This window comes from Mesorhizobium sp. M0894, assembly GCF_040319725.1.
Taxonomy (GTDB): Bacteria; Pseudomonadota; Alphaproteobacteria; order Rhizobiales; family Rhizobiaceae; genus Mesorhizobium.
In genome coordinates this window covers 490368-507625 of sequence record NZ_JAMYOG010000003.1, presented here as the reverse complement: position 1 = coordinate 507625, position 17258 = coordinate 490368, and the positions used below count along the sequence as shown (strand labels likewise).

General features: G+C 63.5%; 19 protein-coding genes. 12 read left to right on the top strand and 7 right to left on the bottom strand.

The features are described from left to right. Positions 1 to 41 precede the first annotated feature (41 nt). Positions 42 to 686 carry an arylesterase gene (locus NKH91_RS08810; RefSeq protein WP_352845379.1) on the bottom strand — a complete coding sequence of 215 codons (645 nt, stop codon included), beginning with the start codon at positions 684 to 686 and terminating at the stop codon, positions 42 to 44. Positions 687 to 794: 108 nt separating this feature from the next. Between NKH91_RS08810 and NKH91_RS08805 the strand changes: the two genes are divergently transcribed. The 4 genes from NKH91_RS08805 (at position 795) to NKH91_RS08790 (ending at position 5787) form a co-directional block, all read left to right on the top strand. Further along, the gene (locus NKH91_RS08805; RefSeq protein WP_352845377.1) at positions 795 to 1505 is read left to right on the top strand and encodes an ABC transporter ATP-binding protein; all 711 of its coding nucleotides are present in this window, start codon (positions 795 to 797) and stop codon (positions 1503 to 1505) included. Next, the gene (locus NKH91_RS08800) at positions 1505 to 4054 is read left to right on the top strand and encodes an ABC transporter permease (protein WP_352883904.1); all 2550 of its coding nucleotides are present in this window, start codon (positions 1505 to 1507) and stop codon (positions 4052 to 4054) included. The genes NKH91_RS08805 and NKH91_RS08800 overlap by 1 nt, the downstream gene beginning before the upstream one ends. A 219-nt stretch (positions 4055 to 4273) precedes the next feature. Continuing rightward, positions 4274 to 5053 carry a Bax inhibitor-1/YccA family protein gene (locus NKH91_RS08795; protein ID WP_254817871.1) on the top strand — a complete coding sequence of 260 codons (780 nt, stop codon included), beginning with the start codon at positions 4274 to 4276 and terminating at the stop codon, positions 5051 to 5053. A 164-nt stretch (positions 5054 to 5217) separates the two neighbouring features. After that, positions 5218 to 5787, top strand: coding sequence for a GNAT family N-acetyltransferase (locus NKH91_RS08790; protein WP_352481068.1), 570 nt, complete (start codon positions 5218 to 5220; stop codon positions 5785 to 5787). A gap of 4 nt (positions 5788 to 5791) precedes the next feature. Here NKH91_RS08790 and NKH91_RS08785 read toward each other — a convergent pair whose 3' ends face one another. Beyond that, entirely contained in the window at positions 5792 to 6178 is a 387-nt protein-coding gene (locus NKH91_RS08785; RefSeq protein WP_023721889.1) for a DUF2794 domain-containing protein, read from the bottom strand. A gap of 599 nt (positions 6179 to 6777) precedes the next feature. Beyond that, a complete protein-coding gene (locus NKH91_RS08780) occupies positions 6778 to 7527 on the bottom strand; it encodes a DUF1223 domain-containing protein (protein ID WP_023721888.1) in 750 nt (249 codons plus the stop codon). A 175-nt stretch (positions 7528 to 7702) separates the two neighbouring features. On the opposite strand from NKH91_RS08780, the gene NKH91_RS08775 reads away from it, so the two are divergent. Further along, positions 7703 to 8365, top strand: a complete 663-nt coding sequence (locus NKH91_RS08775; RefSeq protein ID WP_023721887.1) for a ceramidase domain-containing protein — start codon at positions 7703 to 7705, stop codon at positions 8363 to 8365. Positions 8366 to 8432: 67 nt separating this feature from the next. Here NKH91_RS08775 and acnA read toward each other — a convergent pair whose 3' ends face one another. Continuing rightward, positions 8433 to 11123: an aconitate hydratase AcnA gene (gene acnA / locus NKH91_RS08770; RefSeq protein ID WP_352481066.1), complete on the bottom strand. Its 2691-nt coding sequence runs from the start codon at positions 11121 to 11123 to the stop codon at positions 8433 to 8435. 283 nt (positions 11124 to 11406) lie between these two features. Here acnA and ccmA point away from each other — a divergent pair, with 283 nt between their 5' ends. The 5 genes from ccmA (at position 11407) to NKH91_RS08745 (ending at position 14096) form a co-directional block, all read left to right on the top strand. Then, the gene (gene ccmA / locus NKH91_RS08765; protein ID WP_023721885.1) at positions 11407 to 12015 is read left to right on the top strand and encodes a heme ABC exporter ATP-binding protein CcmA; all 609 of its coding nucleotides are present in this window, start codon (positions 11407 to 11409) and stop codon (positions 12013 to 12015) included. A 196-nt stretch (positions 12016 to 12211) separates the two neighbouring features. Continuing rightward, positions 12212 to 12877 (top strand): heme exporter protein CcmB, encoded by a 666-nt coding sequence (ccmB, locus tag NKH91_RS08760; protein WP_023721884.1) that lies wholly within the window; start codon positions 12212 to 12214, stop codon positions 12875 to 12877. Beyond that, on the top strand, positions 12877 to 13254 hold the full coding sequence (locus NKH91_RS08755; protein WP_352790084.1) for an Imm50 family immunity protein: 378 nt from the start codon (positions 12877 to 12879) through the stop codon (positions 13252 to 13254). The genes ccmB and NKH91_RS08755 overlap by 1 nt, the downstream gene beginning before the upstream one ends. A 102-nt stretch (positions 13255 to 13356) precedes the next feature. Continuing rightward, positions 13357 to 13524, top strand: a complete 168-nt coding sequence (gene ccmD / locus NKH91_RS08750; protein WP_023721882.1) for a heme exporter protein CcmD — start codon at positions 13357 to 13359, stop codon at positions 13522 to 13524. Next, positions 13521 to 14096, top strand: a complete 576-nt coding sequence (locus tag NKH91_RS08745; RefSeq protein ID WP_352790086.1) for a DsbE family thiol:disulfide interchange protein — start codon at positions 13521 to 13523, stop codon at positions 14094 to 14096. The genes ccmD and NKH91_RS08745 overlap by 4 nt, the downstream gene beginning before the upstream one ends. Positions 14097 to 14128: 32 nt before the next feature. Here NKH91_RS08745 and NKH91_RS08740 read toward each other — a convergent pair whose 3' ends face one another. Then, positions 14129 to 14296 (bottom strand): hypothetical protein, encoded by a 168-nt coding sequence (locus NKH91_RS08740; RefSeq protein WP_023721879.1) that lies wholly within the window; start codon positions 14294 to 14296, stop codon positions 14129 to 14131. A gap of 263 nt (positions 14297 to 14559) precedes the next feature. On the opposite strand from NKH91_RS08740, the gene NKH91_RS08735 reads away from it, so the two are divergent. Both NKH91_RS08735 and NKH91_RS08730 read left to right on the top strand, forming a co-directional pair. After that, a complete protein-coding gene (locus NKH91_RS08735; protein WP_352481062.1) occupies positions 14560 to 15477 on the top strand; it encodes an SMP-30/gluconolactonase/LRE family protein in 918 nt (305 codons plus the stop codon). Between the two features lie 32 nt (positions 15478 to 15509). Next, positions 15510 to 15719, top strand: coding sequence for a tautomerase family protein (locus NKH91_RS08730; protein WP_352481061.1), 210 nt, complete (start codon positions 15510 to 15512; stop codon positions 15717 to 15719). A gap of 278 nt (positions 15720 to 15997) precedes the next feature. Here NKH91_RS08730 and NKH91_RS08725 read toward each other — a convergent pair whose 3' ends face one another. Both NKH91_RS08725 and NKH91_RS08720 read right to left on the bottom strand, forming a co-directional pair. Beyond that, a complete protein-coding gene (locus tag NKH91_RS08725) occupies positions 15998 to 16531 on the bottom strand; it encodes an NADPH-dependent FMN reductase (protein ID WP_352481121.1) in 534 nt (177 codons plus the stop codon). A 40-nt stretch (positions 16532 to 16571) separates the two neighbouring features. Further along, positions 16572 to 17192: a pyridoxamine 5'-phosphate oxidase family protein gene (locus tag NKH91_RS08720; RefSeq protein ID WP_352481060.1), complete on the bottom strand. Its 621-nt coding sequence runs from the start codon at positions 17190 to 17192 to the stop codon at positions 16572 to 16574. Between the last annotated feature and the right edge of the window lie 66 nt (positions 17193 to 17258).

The window sequence follows — 17258 nt, the reverse complement described above, 5'->3', positions numbered from 1 at the left end:
GCTTCCCCTGCGGAAGGTGTTGCGGCGGCGAACCCTCGCCTTCAGGAATTGCCCCGGATCGCTTCAATGGTCTTCTCCACGCTGGGCAGGATACCCTCGACGATACGGTCGACGCCTCGGGCGTTCGGATGAAGGCCGTCCTCGAGTTGCAGGACGGATTGACCGGCGATGCCCTCGAGAAAGAAAGGATAGAGCGGCACGCCGTATTTTTCAGCCAGTCTCGGAAAGGTCGCGTCGAAGGCGTTCTGGTAATCGGCGCCGAGATTCGGCGCCGCGCGCATCCCGGCCAGCAACACGGCGATCTTGCGCTGCTTCAGCTTTGCCAGCATGGCGTCCAGGTTCTTTTCCGCTATGGCGGGCGAAACGCCGCGCAGCATGTCGTTGGCGCCGAGCTCCAGGATGACCAGCTGCGTGCCGTCCGGCACCGACCAGTCGAGCCGCGACAGGCCGCCGCTCGTCGTATCGCCGGAAACGCCGGCATTGGCGACCGTGACATCGTAGCCCTTGGCGCGAAGCGCGGCCTGCAGCTTTTCGGTGAACCCCTGACCCGGCCCAAGGCCATAACCCGCCATCAAGCTGTCGCCGAAGCCAACGATGGTGAAGGGCTCGGCGCGCGCCGACGAAATGGCGCTGCAGATCGCGAGGAAAAGGGCGAAGGCTGCGGCAAAAGTGTGTTTGAAAGCCATGCGGCAGGCCCCATATGACCAGGAACATCTGTTGGCGAAGGCAGGTTTTCGTCTTTGTCGAGCATCGGATGCTCTAGCCCTCTTTCCCCCATATAGGACGATTTGATTTTGGAAGAAGCCGTCATTTCGCTGAAAGACGTATCGCTGACGCTCGGCGAAGGCGCATCCTCGGTGCATGTGCTGAAGGGCGTCAGCCTTGATGTGGCGAGCGGCGAAGCGACAGGCATCGTTGGACCTTCGGGTTCGGGAAAGTCGACGTTGCTGATGGTTTTGGCCGGGCTTGAAAGGGTCGATTCGGGTGCGGTACGAATTGCCGGCGAGCTGCTCAACGGCAAAAGCGAAGACCAGATCGCATCGTTTCGAGGGCGAAACATCGGCATCGTGTTCCAGTCGTTCCACCTCATCCCCAATATGACGGCGCTGGAAAACGTCGCCGTCCCGCTTGAGCTTGCCGGCCATGCCGATCCGTTCGGCGTGGCGGCGCGAGAACTGGCGGCGGTCGGCCTTAGCGATCGCATCACCCATTATCCCGGCGAATTGTCTGGCGGCGAGCAGCAGCGCGTGGCGATCGCCCGGGCGCTGGCGCCGTCGCCACGCATCCTGATCGCCGACGAGCCGACCGGCAATCTCGACCAGGCGACGGGACGGCACGTCGCCGACCTGCTGTTCGCCAAGGCGGCCGAACGCGGCATGACGCTGGTGCTGGTCACGCATGACCCGGTGCTCGCGGCGCGCTGCTCGCGCCAGATGTCGATGCGGTCGGGGCTGATCGAGGACGCATCCAAGCCGGCCTCCAGGGCCGGCAAGGTGACCGCCTGATGCCGCTGTCGCAAACGCTGAGGCTGGCCTTCAAGTTCTCGCTGCGCGAAATGCGCGGCGGGCTGTCCGGTTTCCTGATCTTCCTTGCCTGCATTGCGCTCGGCGTCGCGGCAATCGGCGGCGTCAATTCGGTGGCGCAGGCGATTTCCGCCGGTGTTGCCCACCAGGGTCAGACGCTGCTCGGCGGCGATCTCCGCTTCCAGATCAACCAGCGCGATCCGACCAGAGCCGAACGCAGCTTCCTCGGCCGGCTTGGCACGGTTTCGCACAGCGCCAACATGCGCTCGATGGCGAGGCTCGAGGACGGCTCCGACCAGGCGCTGGTCGAGGCCAAGGCGGTCGACGGCGCCTATCCGCTCTATGGCGCGCTGGAGACCCAGCCGGTGCTGTCGCGAGAGGATTTGTTCGGCGAAAAATCCGGTGTCTTCGGCGCCGCCGCCCCGGACCTTCTGTTCGAGCGGCTGAACCTTGGCATCGGTGACCGGTTGAAGCTCGGCAGCGCGACATTCGAGCTGCGCGCCAAGCTGGTCAACGAGCCAGATGCGGTGTCGGATGGCTTCGGTTTTGCGCCGCGGCTGATGGTGTCGACCGACGGGCTTGCCGCTTCAGGCCTGATCCAGCCGGGCAGCCTGGTCGAGAACGCCTATAAGGTCCGCCTGCCCGGCGGCACCACTGAAGTACAGATCAAGGCGATCCAGGAGCAGGCCGCGAAAGAGTTCCCGCAGGCCGGCTGGTCGATCCGCACGCGCAGCAACGCAGCGCCGGCGCTGTCCTCGAACATCGAGCGGTTCTCGCAATTCCTGACGTTGGTCGGGCTGACGGCGCTGGTGGTCGGCGGCGTCGGCGTGGCCAATGCGGTGCGTGCCTATCTCGACGGCAAGCGCGGCGTCATCGCCACCTTCAAGAGCCTGGGGGCTTCGGGCGGGTTCGTCTTTGCCGTCTACCTGGTGCAGATCCTGATGATTGCCGCCCTCGGTATCACGCTGGGCCTTGTGCTTGGCGCGCTGATGCCGTTCGCGGCCAGCGCGGCACTCCAGTCGGTTATTCCGGTGCCGGCGGAAGGTGGGTTCTATCCCGGCGCCCTCGGCATGGCAGCGCTGTTCGGGCTGCTGGTGACGCTGGCCTTCGCCCTGCTGCCGCTCGGCCGTGCTCGCGACGTGCCAGCGACGGCGCTGTTTCGCGAAATGGGTTTTGAGGGCCGCGGTTTTCCCCGCCCGCTCTATGTCGCCGCGGCAATGGCCATCGCGCTGCTGCTCGCGGTGCTGGCGATCCTGTTTTCCGGCGACCGCCGTATTGCCTCGATCTTCGTCGGCGCCACGGTCTTTTCGTTCCTGGTGCTGCGTGTCGTCGGTACGCTGGTGCAGTGGGCGGCGAAGAGAAGTCCGCGTGTGCGCTCGACGGCGCTCAGGCTCGCCATCGGCAACATCCATCGGCCTGGCGCCTTGACGCCGTCCGTGGTGCTGTCGCTGGGTCTCGGGCTGACGCTCCTGGTGACGCTGGCGCTGATCGATGGCAATCTCAGGCGGCAGATTTCCGGCAGCCTGCCGGAACGGGCGCCGAACTTCTTCTTCGTCGATATCCAGAGCGGCGACGTCGATGCCTTCTCCGCGCTGGTCGGCAAAGAGGCGCCGCAGGGCACGCTGATCAAGGTGCCGATGCTGCGCGGCCGGGTGATGGCGCTCAACGGCGTCGATGTCGACAAGGTCAAGGTTCCGGCCGAAGGCGCCTGGGTGCTGCGCGGCGACCGTGGGCTGACCTATGACGCACAATTGCCGGAGAATGCAACGCTGACCGAGGGCAGCTGGTGGCCGGGGAATTATTCCGGCGAACCGCTGGTCTCGTTTTCCGCCGAGGAGGGCAAGGAGATCGGGCTGAAGCTCGGCGACACCATCACCGTCAACGTGCTCGGCCGCAATATCACGGCCAAGATCGCCAATTTCCGCCAGGTCGAATGGGAAACCATGGGCATCAATTTCGTCATGGTGTTCTCGCCCAACACATTCGCCGGGGCGCCGCATGGCTGGTTGGCGACGCTGACCGAGACGAATGCGTCGGCGGCCGACGACGCGCATCTTCTCAATGCCGTCACCCGGGCTTTTCCCGCGGTGACGACGGTCAGGGTCAAGGACGCGCTCGACATCGTCAACCGGCTGGTGGTGCAGCTCGGCACCGCGATCAGGGCCGCGGCGGGCGTGGCGTTGATCGCCTCGGTGCTGGTGCTGGCCGGGGCGCTCGCCGCCGGCAACCGGGCCCGCATCCACGACGCGGTGGTGCTGAAGACCCTGGGTGCGACCAGGAAAACGCTGATCGCGGCCTTTTCGCTGGAATACATGCTGATCGGCCTTGCGACCGCGATCTTCGCGCTGGCGGCGGGCGGTGTGGCGGCGTGGTACGTCGTCGCGCGCATCATGACGCTGCCATCGCACTTCATGCCCGAGGTAGCCGTGGCGACCATCGGCTTTTCACTGGTGGTCACGGTGGGTATCGGCCTGGCCGGCACGTGGCGGGTGCTGGGCCACAAGGCGGCGCCGGTGCTGCGGAATCTTTGAGCCAGAGCCGGTTTTGATTAAATCTCGTTAATGTTTCGACCGGCAAGGCCAATAAAACCGGATCTCCGGCACTTCACGGAGCATTACGTCCGGTTACGGTCTTGTCCTTTACGCCAAGAACCATCATATTTCGGCGCAGGCATGCTGGAGCCCCGCCAGCGGCGCCTGGGTTCAAAAGGACCTGACACCGGACGGGGCAGAAGCAATATGAGGATTTCCATGGCTGATCCCGTTCGCAATTATCAGACGCGCGCCGTGCCCGGCGCCGGCGTCGATGCTGCCATCGACCAGGGCCTGCGGGCCTACATGATCAAAGTCTACAACCTGATGGGGCTTGGCCTCCTCATCACCGGCCTTGCCGCGGTCGGCACAATCATGCTGGCCACCACCAGCGATCCCGCCTCGGCGGTTGCCACGTTGCCAAGCGGCGAGATGCTGACCTCGTTCGGCTACGCGATCTTCGGCTCGCCGCTGAAATGGCTGGTGATCTTTGCCCCGCTGGCAGCGGTGATGTTCCTGTCGTTCCGGGTCCAATCGATGAGCGTTTCGGCGGCGCAGACGACGTTCTGGGTTTACGCCGGCCTTGTCGGCCTGTCGCTGTCGTCGATCTTCCTGGTCTACACCACCGCCAGTATCTCGCAGACCTTCTTCGCCACCGCCGCCGCGTTTGGCGGGCTGTCGCTCTACGGCTACACGACCAAGCGCGACCTTTCCGCGTTCGGCTCGTTCCTGGTCATGGGCCTGGTCGGCCTGATCATCGCGATGGTGATCAACATCTTCCTGCAGTCGTCGGCGCTTTCCTTCGCCGTTTCGGCGATCGGCGTGCTGATCTTCGCAGGCCTCACCGCCTATGACACGCAGAACATCAAGGAGATGTATTTCGAGGGTGACGAGACTGATGTCGCCGGCCGCAAGGCGATCATGGGCGCGCTGAGGCTCTATCTCGACTTCATCAACCTGTTCATGTTCCTGCTGCAGTTCATGGGCGACCGTCGCTAGTACGGCGTTCTTTGTTGACCATGATCTGTTCCGAAAACCGGTTTCCACTTTTCGGGATCATGGTCTGACTCCAGCGAGTTTGGAAAGGGCGGCCCAATGGCCGCCCTTTTCTTTTATGCCGGCTTTTGCTGTGATATAGGGCAGATGAACGACGTGCATAAATTATGAGCAGCATCACCTTGCGGGCCGCGACGTCGGCCGATCTCGACCGGATCACGGAAATCTATGCCGACGCGGTGACAAACGGCACGGCGAGCTATGAACTCGACCCGCCAAGTCGTATCGAGATGGGAGCGCGCTTCGACAGTTTGGTAGCGGGTGGCTTTCCCTATCTCGTGGCGGAAAAAGGCGGCATTGTGCTCGGCTATGCCTATGCCGGCGCTTTCCGGCCGCGCCCGGCATACCGCTTCGTGGTTGAGGATTCCGTCTATGTCGCGCCCGACGCCAAGGGGCAGGGCGTCGGGCTGCTCCTGATGCAAAGGCTGATCGAGGCAGCCAAGGCGGCGGGCTTTCGCCAGATCATCGCGGTGATTGGCGATGGCCGGCCCGACAGCGCCTCGGTGCGGTTGCACGAGAAGCTCGGCTTTCACCATTCCGGCCGCCTGGAAGGCTCCGGCTACAAGCACGGACGCTGGCTGGACACGGTGTTCATGCAACTGCCGATCAACGGTGGAGCGTCGGTCCCGCCCGATCCGAAATCGCTGCCCGAGCGGAAGTTCCGCAAACAAAAATAAGGGGTTACGCCTCGACCAGCTTCAGCGTTCGGTCGAACACGCCAAGCACCCGGCCGAGTTCCTGGCCACGCTTGAGGATGCGTCCGCCGGCGGCGATGACGGCGAATGCGCCTTGCCGGCGCGCCAGCTTCGGATCCTTGACGATCTGGAAAAGCGGCACTTCGCTGGTGCGACGGAAGACGGAAAAAACGGCGCGGTCGGTGAGATGGTCAATAGCATAGTCGCGCCATTCATTGGCGGCGACCATACGGCCGTAGAGCCTGAGGATCTGGTCCAGTTCGCGGCGGTCGAACCGCACCGGCTGGTCGAGGCGTTCGTGTCTTGCCTCGTGCAGCGGGATCAATATTGCGGATGCGTCCCCATCCTCCGTCCCGCTGCTGCGATCAGTCATGCCTGGATCCTCGCAATGAATCGTACGCCGACCAAAGTTGGCGCTTTCGTTGCCGAATTGCAAGGCCCGGCCGGGCAACGGCAGCACCGCGCGGTTTCTCCAACGTCCAGTCACGTTTGCGAAACGCCTGTTGGAATTGGTGATGCTTCGCCACAATCCTGCCTTTTTTTATCCGTGCTCATGCCCCAATGTCCGACGAATTTACCGGCGTTGCCTGAGACGGTTCGGTCCGGCACCGGCTCGTAAACCCCAAGCCCCCCGCCCACGGGTCTGCGTCGGATCGAACCAACCTCGGTCTTTCCTTGGAAAGATCGGGTGCGACGATCCCAAAACCTAAATGACCGGCGTCAGAAGCAAGCTGACGCCGGTTTTTTATTGGCTGGAGCCGTGGCGGCGCGATCCATCCGGATAGGCTGTCGTCGGAGGCTTGAGCGCGGCTATCCCTTCTCCCCTTGTTGTGGAAGAAGGTGGATCGGCGCGCAGCGCCGAGACAGATGAGGGGTGTTGGACGGAGTGAGGCGTTGGCGTTCCCTGGAACACCCTCATCCGTCGCCTTCGGCGACACCTTCTCCCACAAGGGAGAAGGGAGAGCGCTCCATCTAAGGCTTGCGGATAAAGGCTGCACCCAGGATCGGACCGGGCACGCCGTCCTTGCCGACCGACTGCAGCAGCACGGCGCAGCCGCCCTTCTTGGCGATCTCGCTCATCGGCAGTTCGTATCGCTGCGCCTTGCCGTGCCACATGCCGGCGGTCTGGATGCTGGAGACGGCGTTCCAGTAGGTCATGCTGCGGCCGGTGTTTTCACCCTTGCCGATCTTGATCGTCTGCGGCGGGTTGAAATAGACGATGACGACATGCGCGTCGGCGGGGCCGGTCACGGCGTCGCCGGCATCGATCATGACGCGATCGCTGGTCCGGCTGACCTTGATGCCGACGCGCATGCCTTCGCCGACCCTCTCCATGCGGGCCAGCGCGCCGTCGACTTCCTTGCGGCTGGCGCCATTGACATGGCTGCGGCCGTTGATGACGGCTTGCGGGGTGTAGACGGAACGGCTGCCGAAGGCGCGCATATACTCATATTGCCGCTCGGTATTTTCCTTGCGGCTCAGCGTATCCTGCCAGCCGAGGTAATCCCAATAGTCGACATGATAGGCGAGCGCGACGATGTTCTCCTTGGCGGCGAGCTCGGCGAAGAATTCGTCGGCCGGCGGACAGGAATTACATCCCTGGCTGGTGAAGAGCTCGACGACGCCTAATGGCTTGTCGGCCTGCTCGGCGAAGGCGCTTCCGGCAAACGCCGAGAGAGCCAGCGCAACGGCCGCAAGCCGCAATGGTCTTCGAGATGACATGGCCGTTCCGATCCCGCCGGTGATGCCGGCTTTGTTCTGATTGTCGAAATATGTGGCAGAAGCGGCAGTCAACGGGAAGTCACGTTGCGGTGAAATTTTGCCGTTGCAACCGCTGGCAAGGGCGCAATAGGTGGACGCGCACTTCACGATGGAAGCGATTCGGGCGGCAATCAGCATGTGGCAATCTCTCCTGGCGCCGGTCGACCTCTATTGCGAACGGACGGGGCCGGAATTCTGGGCTGAACCGCTCAATGCGCTGAGCAATCTGGCTTTTTTTGCCGCCGGGCTATGGGGTGTCTGGCAGGTGCGCAAGCGCGGCACCGGCGCCTTCGCCGAAGTGCTGGCCTGGTGGGTGGTGGCGATCGGCGTCGGCTCGTCGCTGTTCCACACCTTTGCCACAAGGGGAATGATCCTGGCCGACGTGCTGCCGATTGCAGGGTTCACGCTGGCCTACACGCTGTTCAACCTGCGACGTTTTCTCGGCATGAAATGGGGCAAGGCGATCGTCATCTTCGTCGCCTTTTACGCCGTTGCCGGGCTGGTGACCTTTGCCGTGCCGGACTGGCTGCGCCAAGCGTCGAACGGCACGACCGGCTACCTGCCGCCCTTCCTGGCGCTTGCCTTCTTCGGCGCCTGGGTGGCGGCCAGCGGCAATCGTGCCGGCTGGTACAATCTGGCGGGTTCGGCGATCTTCGTCGTGTCGGTCGTCTGCCGGATGATCGATCCGCTGGTCTGCGGCGGCTTTCCGCTCGGCACGCATTTCCTGTGGCACATCCTCAACGGGCTGATGCTCGGCGTGCTGCTGGCGGCGACAGCGCGGTTTGGAAAGCCAAAGTAGGGCAGTAGGGCAGTAGGTGCTTGTCCTTGCTTCCCCTACTGCCCTACTCCCTTATTGCCCTACTCCCTTAAGCCGCAAGGTCGCGCAGCACGTATTGCAGGATGCCGCCATTCTTGAAGTAGTCGAGCTCGTCCAGCGTATCGATGCGGCAGATGATCGGAACCTCTTTGACGCTGTCGTCGCCATAGGTGATCCTGGCGATCATCTTCTGCCGCGGCTTGATGTTGCTCAGTCCGTCGATCTCGACCAGTTCGTCGCCCTTGAGGTTGAGCGAGGCCCACGAGGTGCCTTCCTCGAAGACGAAGGGGATTACGCCCATGCCGACCAGGTTGGAGCGGTGGATGCGCTCGAAGGACTGGGCGATGACCGCGCGGACACCGAGCAGATTCGTACCCTTGGCCGCCCAGTCGCGCGACGAGCCGTTGCCATATTCGACGCCGGCGAAGATGACCAGCGGCACGCCCTCCTTCTTGTAGTGCATGGCGGCGTCGTAGATCGATTCCTCTTCCTTCGACGGGTAATGGATGGTGTAGCCGCCCTCGCGGCCGTTCTCGCCCAGCATGTGGTTGCGGATGCGGATGTTGGCGAAGGTGCCGCGCATCATCACCTCGTGGTTGCCGCGGCGCGTGCCATACTGGTTGAAATCGGCGACGCCGACGCCGTGGTCGGTGAGGTACTTGCCGGCCGGGGAGGCCGCCTTGATCGAACCGGCCGGCGAAATGTGGTCGGTGGTGATCTTATCGCCGAACAGACCGAGCACACGCGCGCCCTTGATATCGCCGATCTTGCCGAAGCCTGATGTCATGCCGGCGAAATAGGGTGGGTTCTGCACATAGGTCGAATTGTCGTCCCAGGCATAGGTCTGGCCTTCCGGCGCCTTGACGTTCTGCCAGTACTCGTCGCCCTTGAAGACGTCGGCATATTTGCGGGCGAACAATTCGCGCGTGACATTCTTCTCGATGAATTCCTGGATCTCGACTGAACTCGGCCAGATGTCCTTGAGATAGACCGGATTGCCGTTGCGATCCTCGCCGAGCGGCTCGGTGGTCAGATCCTTGGTCACGGTCCCGGCCAGCGCGTGGGCGACGACCAGCGGCGGCGAGGCGAGATAGTTCGCCTGCACGTCGGGCGAGACGCGGCCTTCGAAATTGCGGTTGCCGGACAAGACTGCCGCAGCAATCAAGCCCTTATCGTTGATGGTCTTGGAGATCGGCGCCGGCAGCGGGCCGGAATTGCCGATACAGGTGGTGCAGCCGAAGCCGACCAGGTTGAAGCCGATCTGGTCGAGCTCCTTCTGCAGACCGGATTTCTCCAGATATTCGGCGACGACCTGGCTGCCCGGCGCCAGTGAGGTCTTGACCCACGGCTTCTGCTTGAGGCCGAGCCGGTTGGCGTTGCGCGCCAACAGCCCGGCGCCGATCAGCACGCTCGGGTTCGAGGTGTTGGTGCAGGAGGTAATGGCGGCGATGACGACATCGCCATGGCCAAGATCGTAGTCCGTGCCCTCGACGGCATAGCGCTTGTCGATTTCGGCGGCCTTCTTGTACTCGGTCTCCATGGCCTTGTCGAAGCCGGCCGGAATGTCTTCAAGTGCCACGCGGCCTTCCGGCCGCTTCGGGCCGGCCATCGACGGGACGACACTGCCGAGATCGAGCTCGAGCAGATCGGTGAAGACCGGATCGGCCGAGCCGACGTCGCGCCATAGGCCTTGCGCCTTCGAATAAGCCTCGACCAGGGCGATGCGGCTTTCGTCACGGCCGGACATAGTGAGGTAGCGGATGGTTTCGCTGTCGACCGGGAAGAAGCCGCAGGTGGCGCCATATTCCGGCGCCATGTTGCCGATGGTGGCACGATCGGCCAGCGTCATGTTGGACAGGCCCGGACCGAAGAATTCGACGAACTTGCCGACGACGCCCTTCTTGCGCAGCATCTGCGTGACGGTGAGCACCAGGTCGGTGGCGGTGACGCCTTCCCTCAGCCTGCCGGTGAGGCGAAAGCCGATCACTTCGGGCAACAGCATGGAAACCGGCTGGCCGAGCATCGCGGCCTCGGCCTCGATGCCGCCGACGCCCCAGCCGAGCACGCCGAGGCCGTTGATCATGGTGGTGTGCGAATCGGTGCCGACGCAGGTGTCGGGATAGGCGGTGGTCTCGCCATCTTCGCTGTTGGTCCACACGACCTGGCCGAGGTACTCAAGGTTGACCTGATGGCAGATGCCGGTGCCGGGCGGCACGACGCGGAAATTGCGGAACGCCTGCTGGCCCCATTTCAGGAATTTGTAGCGTTCCTCATTGCGCTCATACTCAAGCTCGACATTGCGGGCGAAAGCCAGCGGCGTGCCGAATTCGTCGACGATGACCGAATGGTCGATGACCAGATCGACCGGCACCAGCGGATTGATTTTTTGCGGGTCGCCGCCGAGCGAGGCCATGGCGTCGCGCATGGCGGCAAGGTCGACCACAGCCGGAACGCCGGTGAAATCCTGCATCAGCACGCGGGCCGGGCGATAGGCGATCTCGACGCCGGCAGTGCCCCGGTCTGTCAGCCAGCCGGCGACCGCCTGGATGCTCTCCTTGGTGACGGAACGGCCGTCCTCGTTGCGCAGCAGGTTCTCCAGCAGCACCTTCATCGAATAGGGCAATTGAGCGATGCCGGTGAGGCCGTTCTTTTCGGCCTCGACAAGGTCATAGTAGATGTACTCGGCGCCGCCGGCGGTCAGCGTGCGGCGGCAATTGAAGCTGTCGAGTGATTTGGACACGTGCGATCCCTAACTGTCGGTTGCCGGGGAGGGAACGGACGCCAGTGGGCATGCAAATCACGCGCAAAGGTGCGGGTACGGCCAATTCCGCTATCCGTTCCCAAGCGTCCGGGCCGTTCAAGGCGGCACGCGCGCTGGTTCGGCGCAAATTCGGTTCCCGTGCCGACCGCTGGCACGGATGATGCGGATATAGAGAATTTTCTGGAATAGTTCTAGACACGGAATTGCCATTTTTGCTGCGGCGCACCGAAGCCGCGCTTGAACTTTCGGCGAAGGGGAACGGATGCGGCTGATCGCCGAAAATCTGGGCGGCGAACGCGGCGGCGAGACGGTATTTTCCGGCATCGAATTCGCGCTGGGGGATGGCCAGGCGTTGGTCGTCACCGGCGCGAACGGCGCCGGCAAATCGACGCTGCTCAGGATCATCGCCGGACTGTTGCCGGTGGCGGCAGGCCGTGTGCGGTTCGAAGGTGGTGGCGAAGACTTTCCGTCGGCCGCCTCGGCCTGTCACTATCTCGGCCACCTCGACGCGATGAAGAGCGCACTCACCGTTAAGGAGAATCTGTGCTTCTGGCGCGATTTTTCGGGCGCGGGTTCCAGGGGTGTTGAAGAGGCGCTGGAGACCGTCGGGTTGGGCGGCATCGGCCATCTGCCGTTCGGCTATCTCTCGACCGGCCAGCGCCGCCGCGCCGCGATCGCAAAACTGCTGGTCAGTCATCGGCCATTGTGGCTGCTCGATGAGCCGACGGCGGGACTGGACAAGGCTTCGGAGGAGAGATTCGGCGGGCTAATGCGGAAGCATCTCGATGGTGGGGGGATCGTGGTTGCGGCCACGCATTTGCCGCTGGGGCTGGAGGGGGCGAGGGAGCTTGTGATGGGGATGGTTGGGTGATGCCGGCGCTCTGTCGCACCCCCCTCTGTCCTGCCGGACATCTCCCCCGCAAGGGGGGAGATGGGCGGTTTCAACGACTCGCCCTCTCTTTCACGTTGAAGACTGACGAAAGCCGAGGCGACATCCAATCTCCCCCCTTGCGGGGGAGATGTCCGGCAGGACAGAGGGGGGTGCCTGGGCGAAAGCATCTCACATCATGCTAGCCCTCTTCCTGCGCGACATCCGCTTAAGTATCCGCGCCGGCGGCGGGGCGCTTACCGGCGTGATTTTCTTTCTCGCCGTTATCGCGACCATCCCCTTCGGCGTCGGTCCCGACCTGAAGCTGCTGGCCCGCATCGGCCCGGCGATCCTGTGGATCGCCGCCTTGCTGGCCTGCCTGCTCGGCCTCGACCGGCTGTTCCAGGCTGACCGCGAGGACGGCTCGCTCGATCTTCTGGTGCTTGGCAACGACCGGCACATGCTGGCCCTGACCGTGCTGACGAAATGCCTGGCGCATTGGGCGGGAAGCGTGCTGCCGCTGGTCGTCGCGGCTCCCCTGCTCGGCCTGTTCATGAACATGGAGCCGGCCGGCATCGGCGCCACGGCGCTGACGCTTCTGGTCGGCACGCCGGCGATCACCTTCATCGGTGCTGCCGGTGCCGCGGTGGCGGTAGCGTTGCCGCGCGGCGGACTGCTGATCTCGGTGCTGGTGCTGCCGCTGACCATTCCCGTACTGATCTTCGGCGTATCGGCAAGCTATGGCGCGGTGGCGGACCCCGATCCCTTCCTGCATCCCTTCCTCATTCTTACCGCGCTGACCCTGTTTCTTGCCGTGCTCGGGCCGGTGGCAGCGGCGCTGGCGCTGCGGCACGGAACGGATTGATGTGGCCGCTGCGCATAGAGAACCCGATCTTTCTCCAGACCATCTACGGCAACTACCCCGGTCTGTCCTCCGTCGAGGTTACCGGGGCCAAGATGGACCGCAACGGGCCTAGCATGCACCTTTCCTTCATCTCGACCGTCCTTCCCTACCGGCCCCCCGCCAAATGGGCGGCGTTCAATGCCGTGTCTTTCGGGCTTGAGTTCATCGCGGTCGAATCCATTAGCCTTCGCAAGTTCCAGAGCCATGGCTCCAGTGCAATCAGGATGTGGGATGACGCCGGTAGAATCCTGCTTACCTGCGAAGGGGCTGTCAGGCTGTCCCTGACGTGCCAATACATGCGTATCAAAAACATATCAGGTGTTTTGCTTTCGCAGTGACCTTCGGCTTGCGATAACCGCAAATCTGCCGCAGACCCGTTCATTGCGACAAACAGCCGGTGAGGCTATGAATTTCGCCGTGAGAAGCCTTGGATCGGGAAAATGAGCATGCATGCCCTTTATGTCACCGCCGCCTATGCCATTACGGCCGTGGTGCTGGCCGGGCTGGTTGGCTGGATCCTGCTCGACCAGCGCGGCCGCAAGCGAGAGCTCGCCGAGCTGGAGGCGTCCGGCGTGCGCCGGCGCTCCGACAAGGCAGCAAAATCATGAGCACGGAAACGGAAACACCGGCGCGTCGCCGCCTGATCGTGCTGGTGCCGCTGCTGGTCTTTCTCGGGCTGGCGGGATTGTTCCTGGCGCAGCTGTTGTCCGGGCGCGACGTGTCGGAAGTGCCGTCGGCGCTGATCGGCTTGCCGGCGCCGCAGACCAACCTGCCGGCGCTCGAGGGCACCAATTTGCCGGGCCTCGATTCAAAACAGTTCGCCGGCAAAGTGACGCTGGTCAACGTCTTCGCGTCCTGGTGCGCGCCATGCCGCGACGAGCATCCGGTGCTGCTGGCGCTGTCGCAGGACAGACGCTTCGTCATGGCAGCGCTGAACTACAAGGACCAGCCGGAAAACGCCCGTCGGTTCCTTGGCGATCTCGGCAATCCGTTCCAGGCGATCGGCGTCGACCAGGCCGGGCGCACAGCGATCGACTGGGGTGTCTACGGCGTGCCGGAGACCTTCGTCATCGGCAAGGATGGCAAGATCGCCTACAAGCATGTCGGGCCGCTGACGCCGGACTCGGCGCAGACGCTGCTGCTGCCGGAGATCGAGAAGGCGCTGGCCGTGCCGGGCTGATGCCCGCCGATCGTGATAGGTCGACCGAAGACTCAGCCGTAGATCTGCTTGTGGACCTGATAGAGCATTTCTGAGCGGTCGGCGCGCATGTCGGCGAGGTCGCGGCTGCTGAAGCTGTCGATTTCGGCGACGAGGCGGTTGTAATGCCGGCGCTTGGCGATGCTGGCGCGAGCGCGGCTCATGAGGCTGTCGATGATCATAGCGAGTTTCCTTTTGCGCCGCATTTCGCGGCCAGTTGTTCCTCCCTTGATCGATACGAAGCATGACATAGTTATGGTGCGTTGCAAAAATAAGATGTTGCAATGCACCATTGCGCTGGGCGCATAGCCGGTTAACGGGATGTGACCTGCCGTCCGGCCCAGCATTCGCTCCCCTAATGCTTCTGACGCATCATCGATCTTGCCATATCGATCGCAGGCTGGCTTGATCGCGGCTCGCCAAGCGACTGATACCGGGAGGAACCATGACCAGCGAATTCTACGAAGTTCTCGATCCGCGCTTTTCGCGGCTGTTCAACGGCAACGCACAGGTCGACAGGCTGTTTACCGGCTGCCGATGGGCGGAGGGGCCGGCCTGGTTTGCGGCCGGGCGCTATGTGGTGTGGTCCGACATTCCGAACAATCGCATGCTGCGCTACGACGACACCGACGGCAGCGTCAGCGTGTTCCGTCAGCCGTCCGGCAATTCCAATGGCAACACCGTCGACCGGCAAGGCCGGATGGTCACTTGCGAGCACTCCGGCCGCCGCGTCAGCCGCACCGAGCATGACGGCTCGGTCATCACCATCGCCGACAAATGGCGCGGCAAGCGGCTGAACTCGCCCAATGACGCGGTGGTCACGTCCGACGGCTCGATCTGGTTCACCGACCCGAGCTACGGCATCGATACCGATTACGAGGGCGACAAGGCCGAAAGTGAGATCGGCGCCTGCCATGTCTACCGCGTCGATCCCGGCACCGGCGAGACCGAGGCGGTGATCACCGACATGGTCAGGCCCAACGGGCTCGCCTTCTCGCTCGACGAGAGCAAGCTCTACGTCGCCGACACCGGCCGCACGCATGGCGCCCAAAACCCGGCGCACATCCGGGTTTTCACTGTTGGCCAGGGCGGCAAGACGGTCTCCGGCGAAAAGGTCTTTGCCGACTGCACCGCCGGCCTGTTCGACGGTTTCAGGCTGGATGCGGACGGCCGCATCTGGACCAGTGCCGCCGACGGCATCCATTGCTACGATCCAGACGGGACGCTGATCGGCAAGGTCAAGGTACCGGAAGTCGTCGCCAATTGCGTGTTCGGCGGCAACAAGCTGAACTGCCTCTACATCGCCGGCACGACCTCGCTCTACATGGTCCGGCTCATGGTCAACGGCGCCAAAACCTATTGAACGGCCGCCAAGCATATCCAAGGGAGGGCACCATGCCATTCGTGAATATCCGCCTGGTCAAGGAGGTGATTGCCGATGACCCGGCCGGCAAAAAGGCCGCGATCGCCGCCCAGGTGACGGCGGCCATCACCGGCGCCACCGGCCTGACCAGCAACGATGTCTGGGTGGTGTTCGAGGAAGTCGCTGCACGCGACTGGTTCGTCGGCGAGACCGACGTCGAGACGCGGAGGGGCAAGGGCTGATTTCTCGACGAGCACAGCGGCAGTGCGGAAGTTTGCGAGAGGCCTGCGGGACAGCGCCCCCCTCTGCCCTACCGGGCATCTCCCCCACTTGGGGGGAGATCGGCAGCTTCGCCGCATGGCCCTTCTTTCAACGTTGGAGATTGGCGAAAGCAGGGATGACGGCCAATCTCCCTCCTTGTGGGGGAGATGTCCGGCAGGACAGAGGGGGGCGCGAAGGATCGCCGACGCTCGCTTCGCGTTCGCTCTGCCCTGGGATACGACAGCACGATGGCCGCCACTTAACGCGAGCGGATGAAGCCCGCGAAGGCCGAAACGGCGCTGCGCATCGCCAGCCGGTTTTCCGGTTCCGCCAGGATTTTCTCCACCTCCGGCGGCTTCTTGCCGAGCAACGCGATTTCGAGCGCTGCTTCCTCATAGAGCGCGAAAGACATTGTCCGCATGATCTCGGCAAGTGCGGCGCGGGCAAACAGCGAGCGCGGCGAGGCATGTACCAGCATGGCCGGTTTGCCGACGGCTGCATCGCGCGACACCAGCCAGTCGAGCGCGTTCTTCAGGCCGCCTGGCACACCATGGGCGTATTCCGGGCAGGAGACGATGACGCCGTCAGCGGCGGTGACCGCGTCGATCAGCGCCGCTGCTTGCGGTGGCGTTCGCTCGCCTTCGTCGTCGGGGTTGAAGATCGGCAGCCGCCCAAGCCCATCGTAGACGGCGACGTGACAGTCCGGCAGCGCGTTTTGCGCGAGTGCCGCGACCAGGGCCGAATTGGTCGAGGCGGCGCGCAGGCTGCCAGAGATGGCGAGGATGTTGAGCAAGGAAATGGAGACCGGCTCGAGCGATTCGTCGCCGGGCACACTACCACATGGTCTCTCTGTATTCCTCGTCCAGCCAGCGGTCGGTCGCCTCGGCCGAATCGGCGAGCGCCAACTGGTCGCGCAGGATCTGGCCGAGCGTCGGCAGCGTCGCGCGGTCGTACCAGCTCTCCGGCTTCCACAATTCGGAGCGCATGAAGGCCTTGGCGCAATGCATGTAGGCGGCCTTGACCGTCACCACGACGACGCTTTGCGGTGCCTTGCCGTCGACCGCCAGCCGCTCACGCAATGACGCATCGACGGTGATGCGGGCATCGCCATTGACACGCAGCGTTTCGTTCATGCCGGGAATGAGGAAGAGCAGCCCGATCGAGGGATTGAGAAGGATGTTCTCCAGCGTGTCGAGCCGGTTGTTGCCGGGCCGGTCGGGGATGGCGATGGTCTTCTCGTCAAGCACTGTTACGAAGCCCGGCCTGTCGCCCTTCGGCGTCACATCGGCATTGCCGGCGCCGTCGGACGAGCCGATCAGCACGAAGGGGCTCTTGCCGATGAAGGAACGGCAGTGGCCGTCCAATGCCTTCAGTTCCTTGCGGATCGAACCGTCGGTCGGCCGAGGCGTCTTGTAGATCGTCCTCAACTCGTCGCGCGTGGTGATGAATTCCATGCCCCTCTCCTCCTATTCTGACGCAATTCCCTAGGGAAAGCGCTACGCGCTTTTCCCCGGAAAACC

Excerpts from the sequence above, each read along its gene's own strand:
- NKH91_RS08740 (WP_023721879.1), bottom strand. The coding sequence starts at position 14,296 with ATGATCATCGACAGCCTCATGAGCCGCGCTCGCGCCAGCATCGCCAAG.
- NKH91_RS08745 (WP_352790086.1), top strand. The coding sequence starts at position 13,521 with ATGAGCACGGAAACGGAAACACCGGCGCGTCGCCGCCTGATCGTGCTG.
- NKH91_RS08720 (WP_352481060.1), bottom strand. The coding sequence starts at position 17,192 with ATGGAATTCATCACCACGCGCGACGAGTTGAGGACGATCTACAAGACG.
- ccmD (WP_023721882.1), top strand. The coding sequence starts at position 13,357 with ATGAGCATGCATGCCCTTTATGTCACCGCCGCCTATGCCATTACGGCC.
- NKH91_RS08775 (WP_023721887.1), top strand. The coding sequence starts at position 7,703 with ATGTGGCAATCTCTCCTGGCGCCGGTCGACCTCTATTGCGAACGGACG.
- ccmB (WP_023721884.1), top strand. The coding sequence starts at position 12,212 with ATGCTAGCCCTCTTCCTGCGCGACATCCGCTTAAGTATCCGCGCCGGC.
- NKH91_RS08795 (WP_254817871.1), top strand. The coding sequence starts at position 4,274 with ATGGCTGATCCCGTTCGCAATTATCAGACGCGCGCCGTGCCCGGCGCC.
- NKH91_RS08735 (WP_352481062.1), top strand. The coding sequence starts at position 14,560 with ATGACCAGCGAATTCTACGAAGTTCTCGATCCGCGCTTTTCGCGGCTG.
- NKH91_RS08810 (WP_352845379.1), bottom strand. The coding sequence starts at position 686 with ATGGCTTTCAAACACACTTTTGCCGCAGCCTTCGCCCTTTTCCTCGCG.
- NKH91_RS08780 (WP_023721888.1), bottom strand. The coding sequence starts at position 7,527 with ATGTCATCTCGAAGACCATTGCGGCTTGCGGCCGTTGCGCTGGCTCTC.
- NKH91_RS08755 (WP_352790084.1), top strand. The coding sequence starts at position 12,877 with ATGTGGCCGCTGCGCATAGAGAACCCGATCTTTCTCCAGACCATCTAC.
- NKH91_RS08800 (WP_352883904.1), top strand. The coding sequence starts at position 1,505 with ATGCCGCTGTCGCAAACGCTGAGGCTGGCCTTCAAGTTCTCGCTGCGC.
- ccmA (WP_023721885.1), top strand. The coding sequence starts at position 11,407 with ATGCGGCTGATCGCCGAAAATCTGGGCGGCGAACGCGGCGGCGAGACG.
- NKH91_RS08730 (WP_352481061.1), top strand. The coding sequence starts at position 15,510 with ATGCCATTCGTGAATATCCGCCTGGTCAAGGAGGTGATTGCCGATGAC.
- NKH91_RS08790 (WP_352481068.1), top strand. The coding sequence starts at position 5,218 with ATGAGCAGCATCACCTTGCGGGCCGCGACGTCGGCCGATCTCGACCGG.
- NKH91_RS08785 (WP_023721889.1), bottom strand. The coding sequence starts at position 6,178 with ATGACTGATCGCAGCAGCGGGACGGAGGATGGGGACGCATCCGCAATA.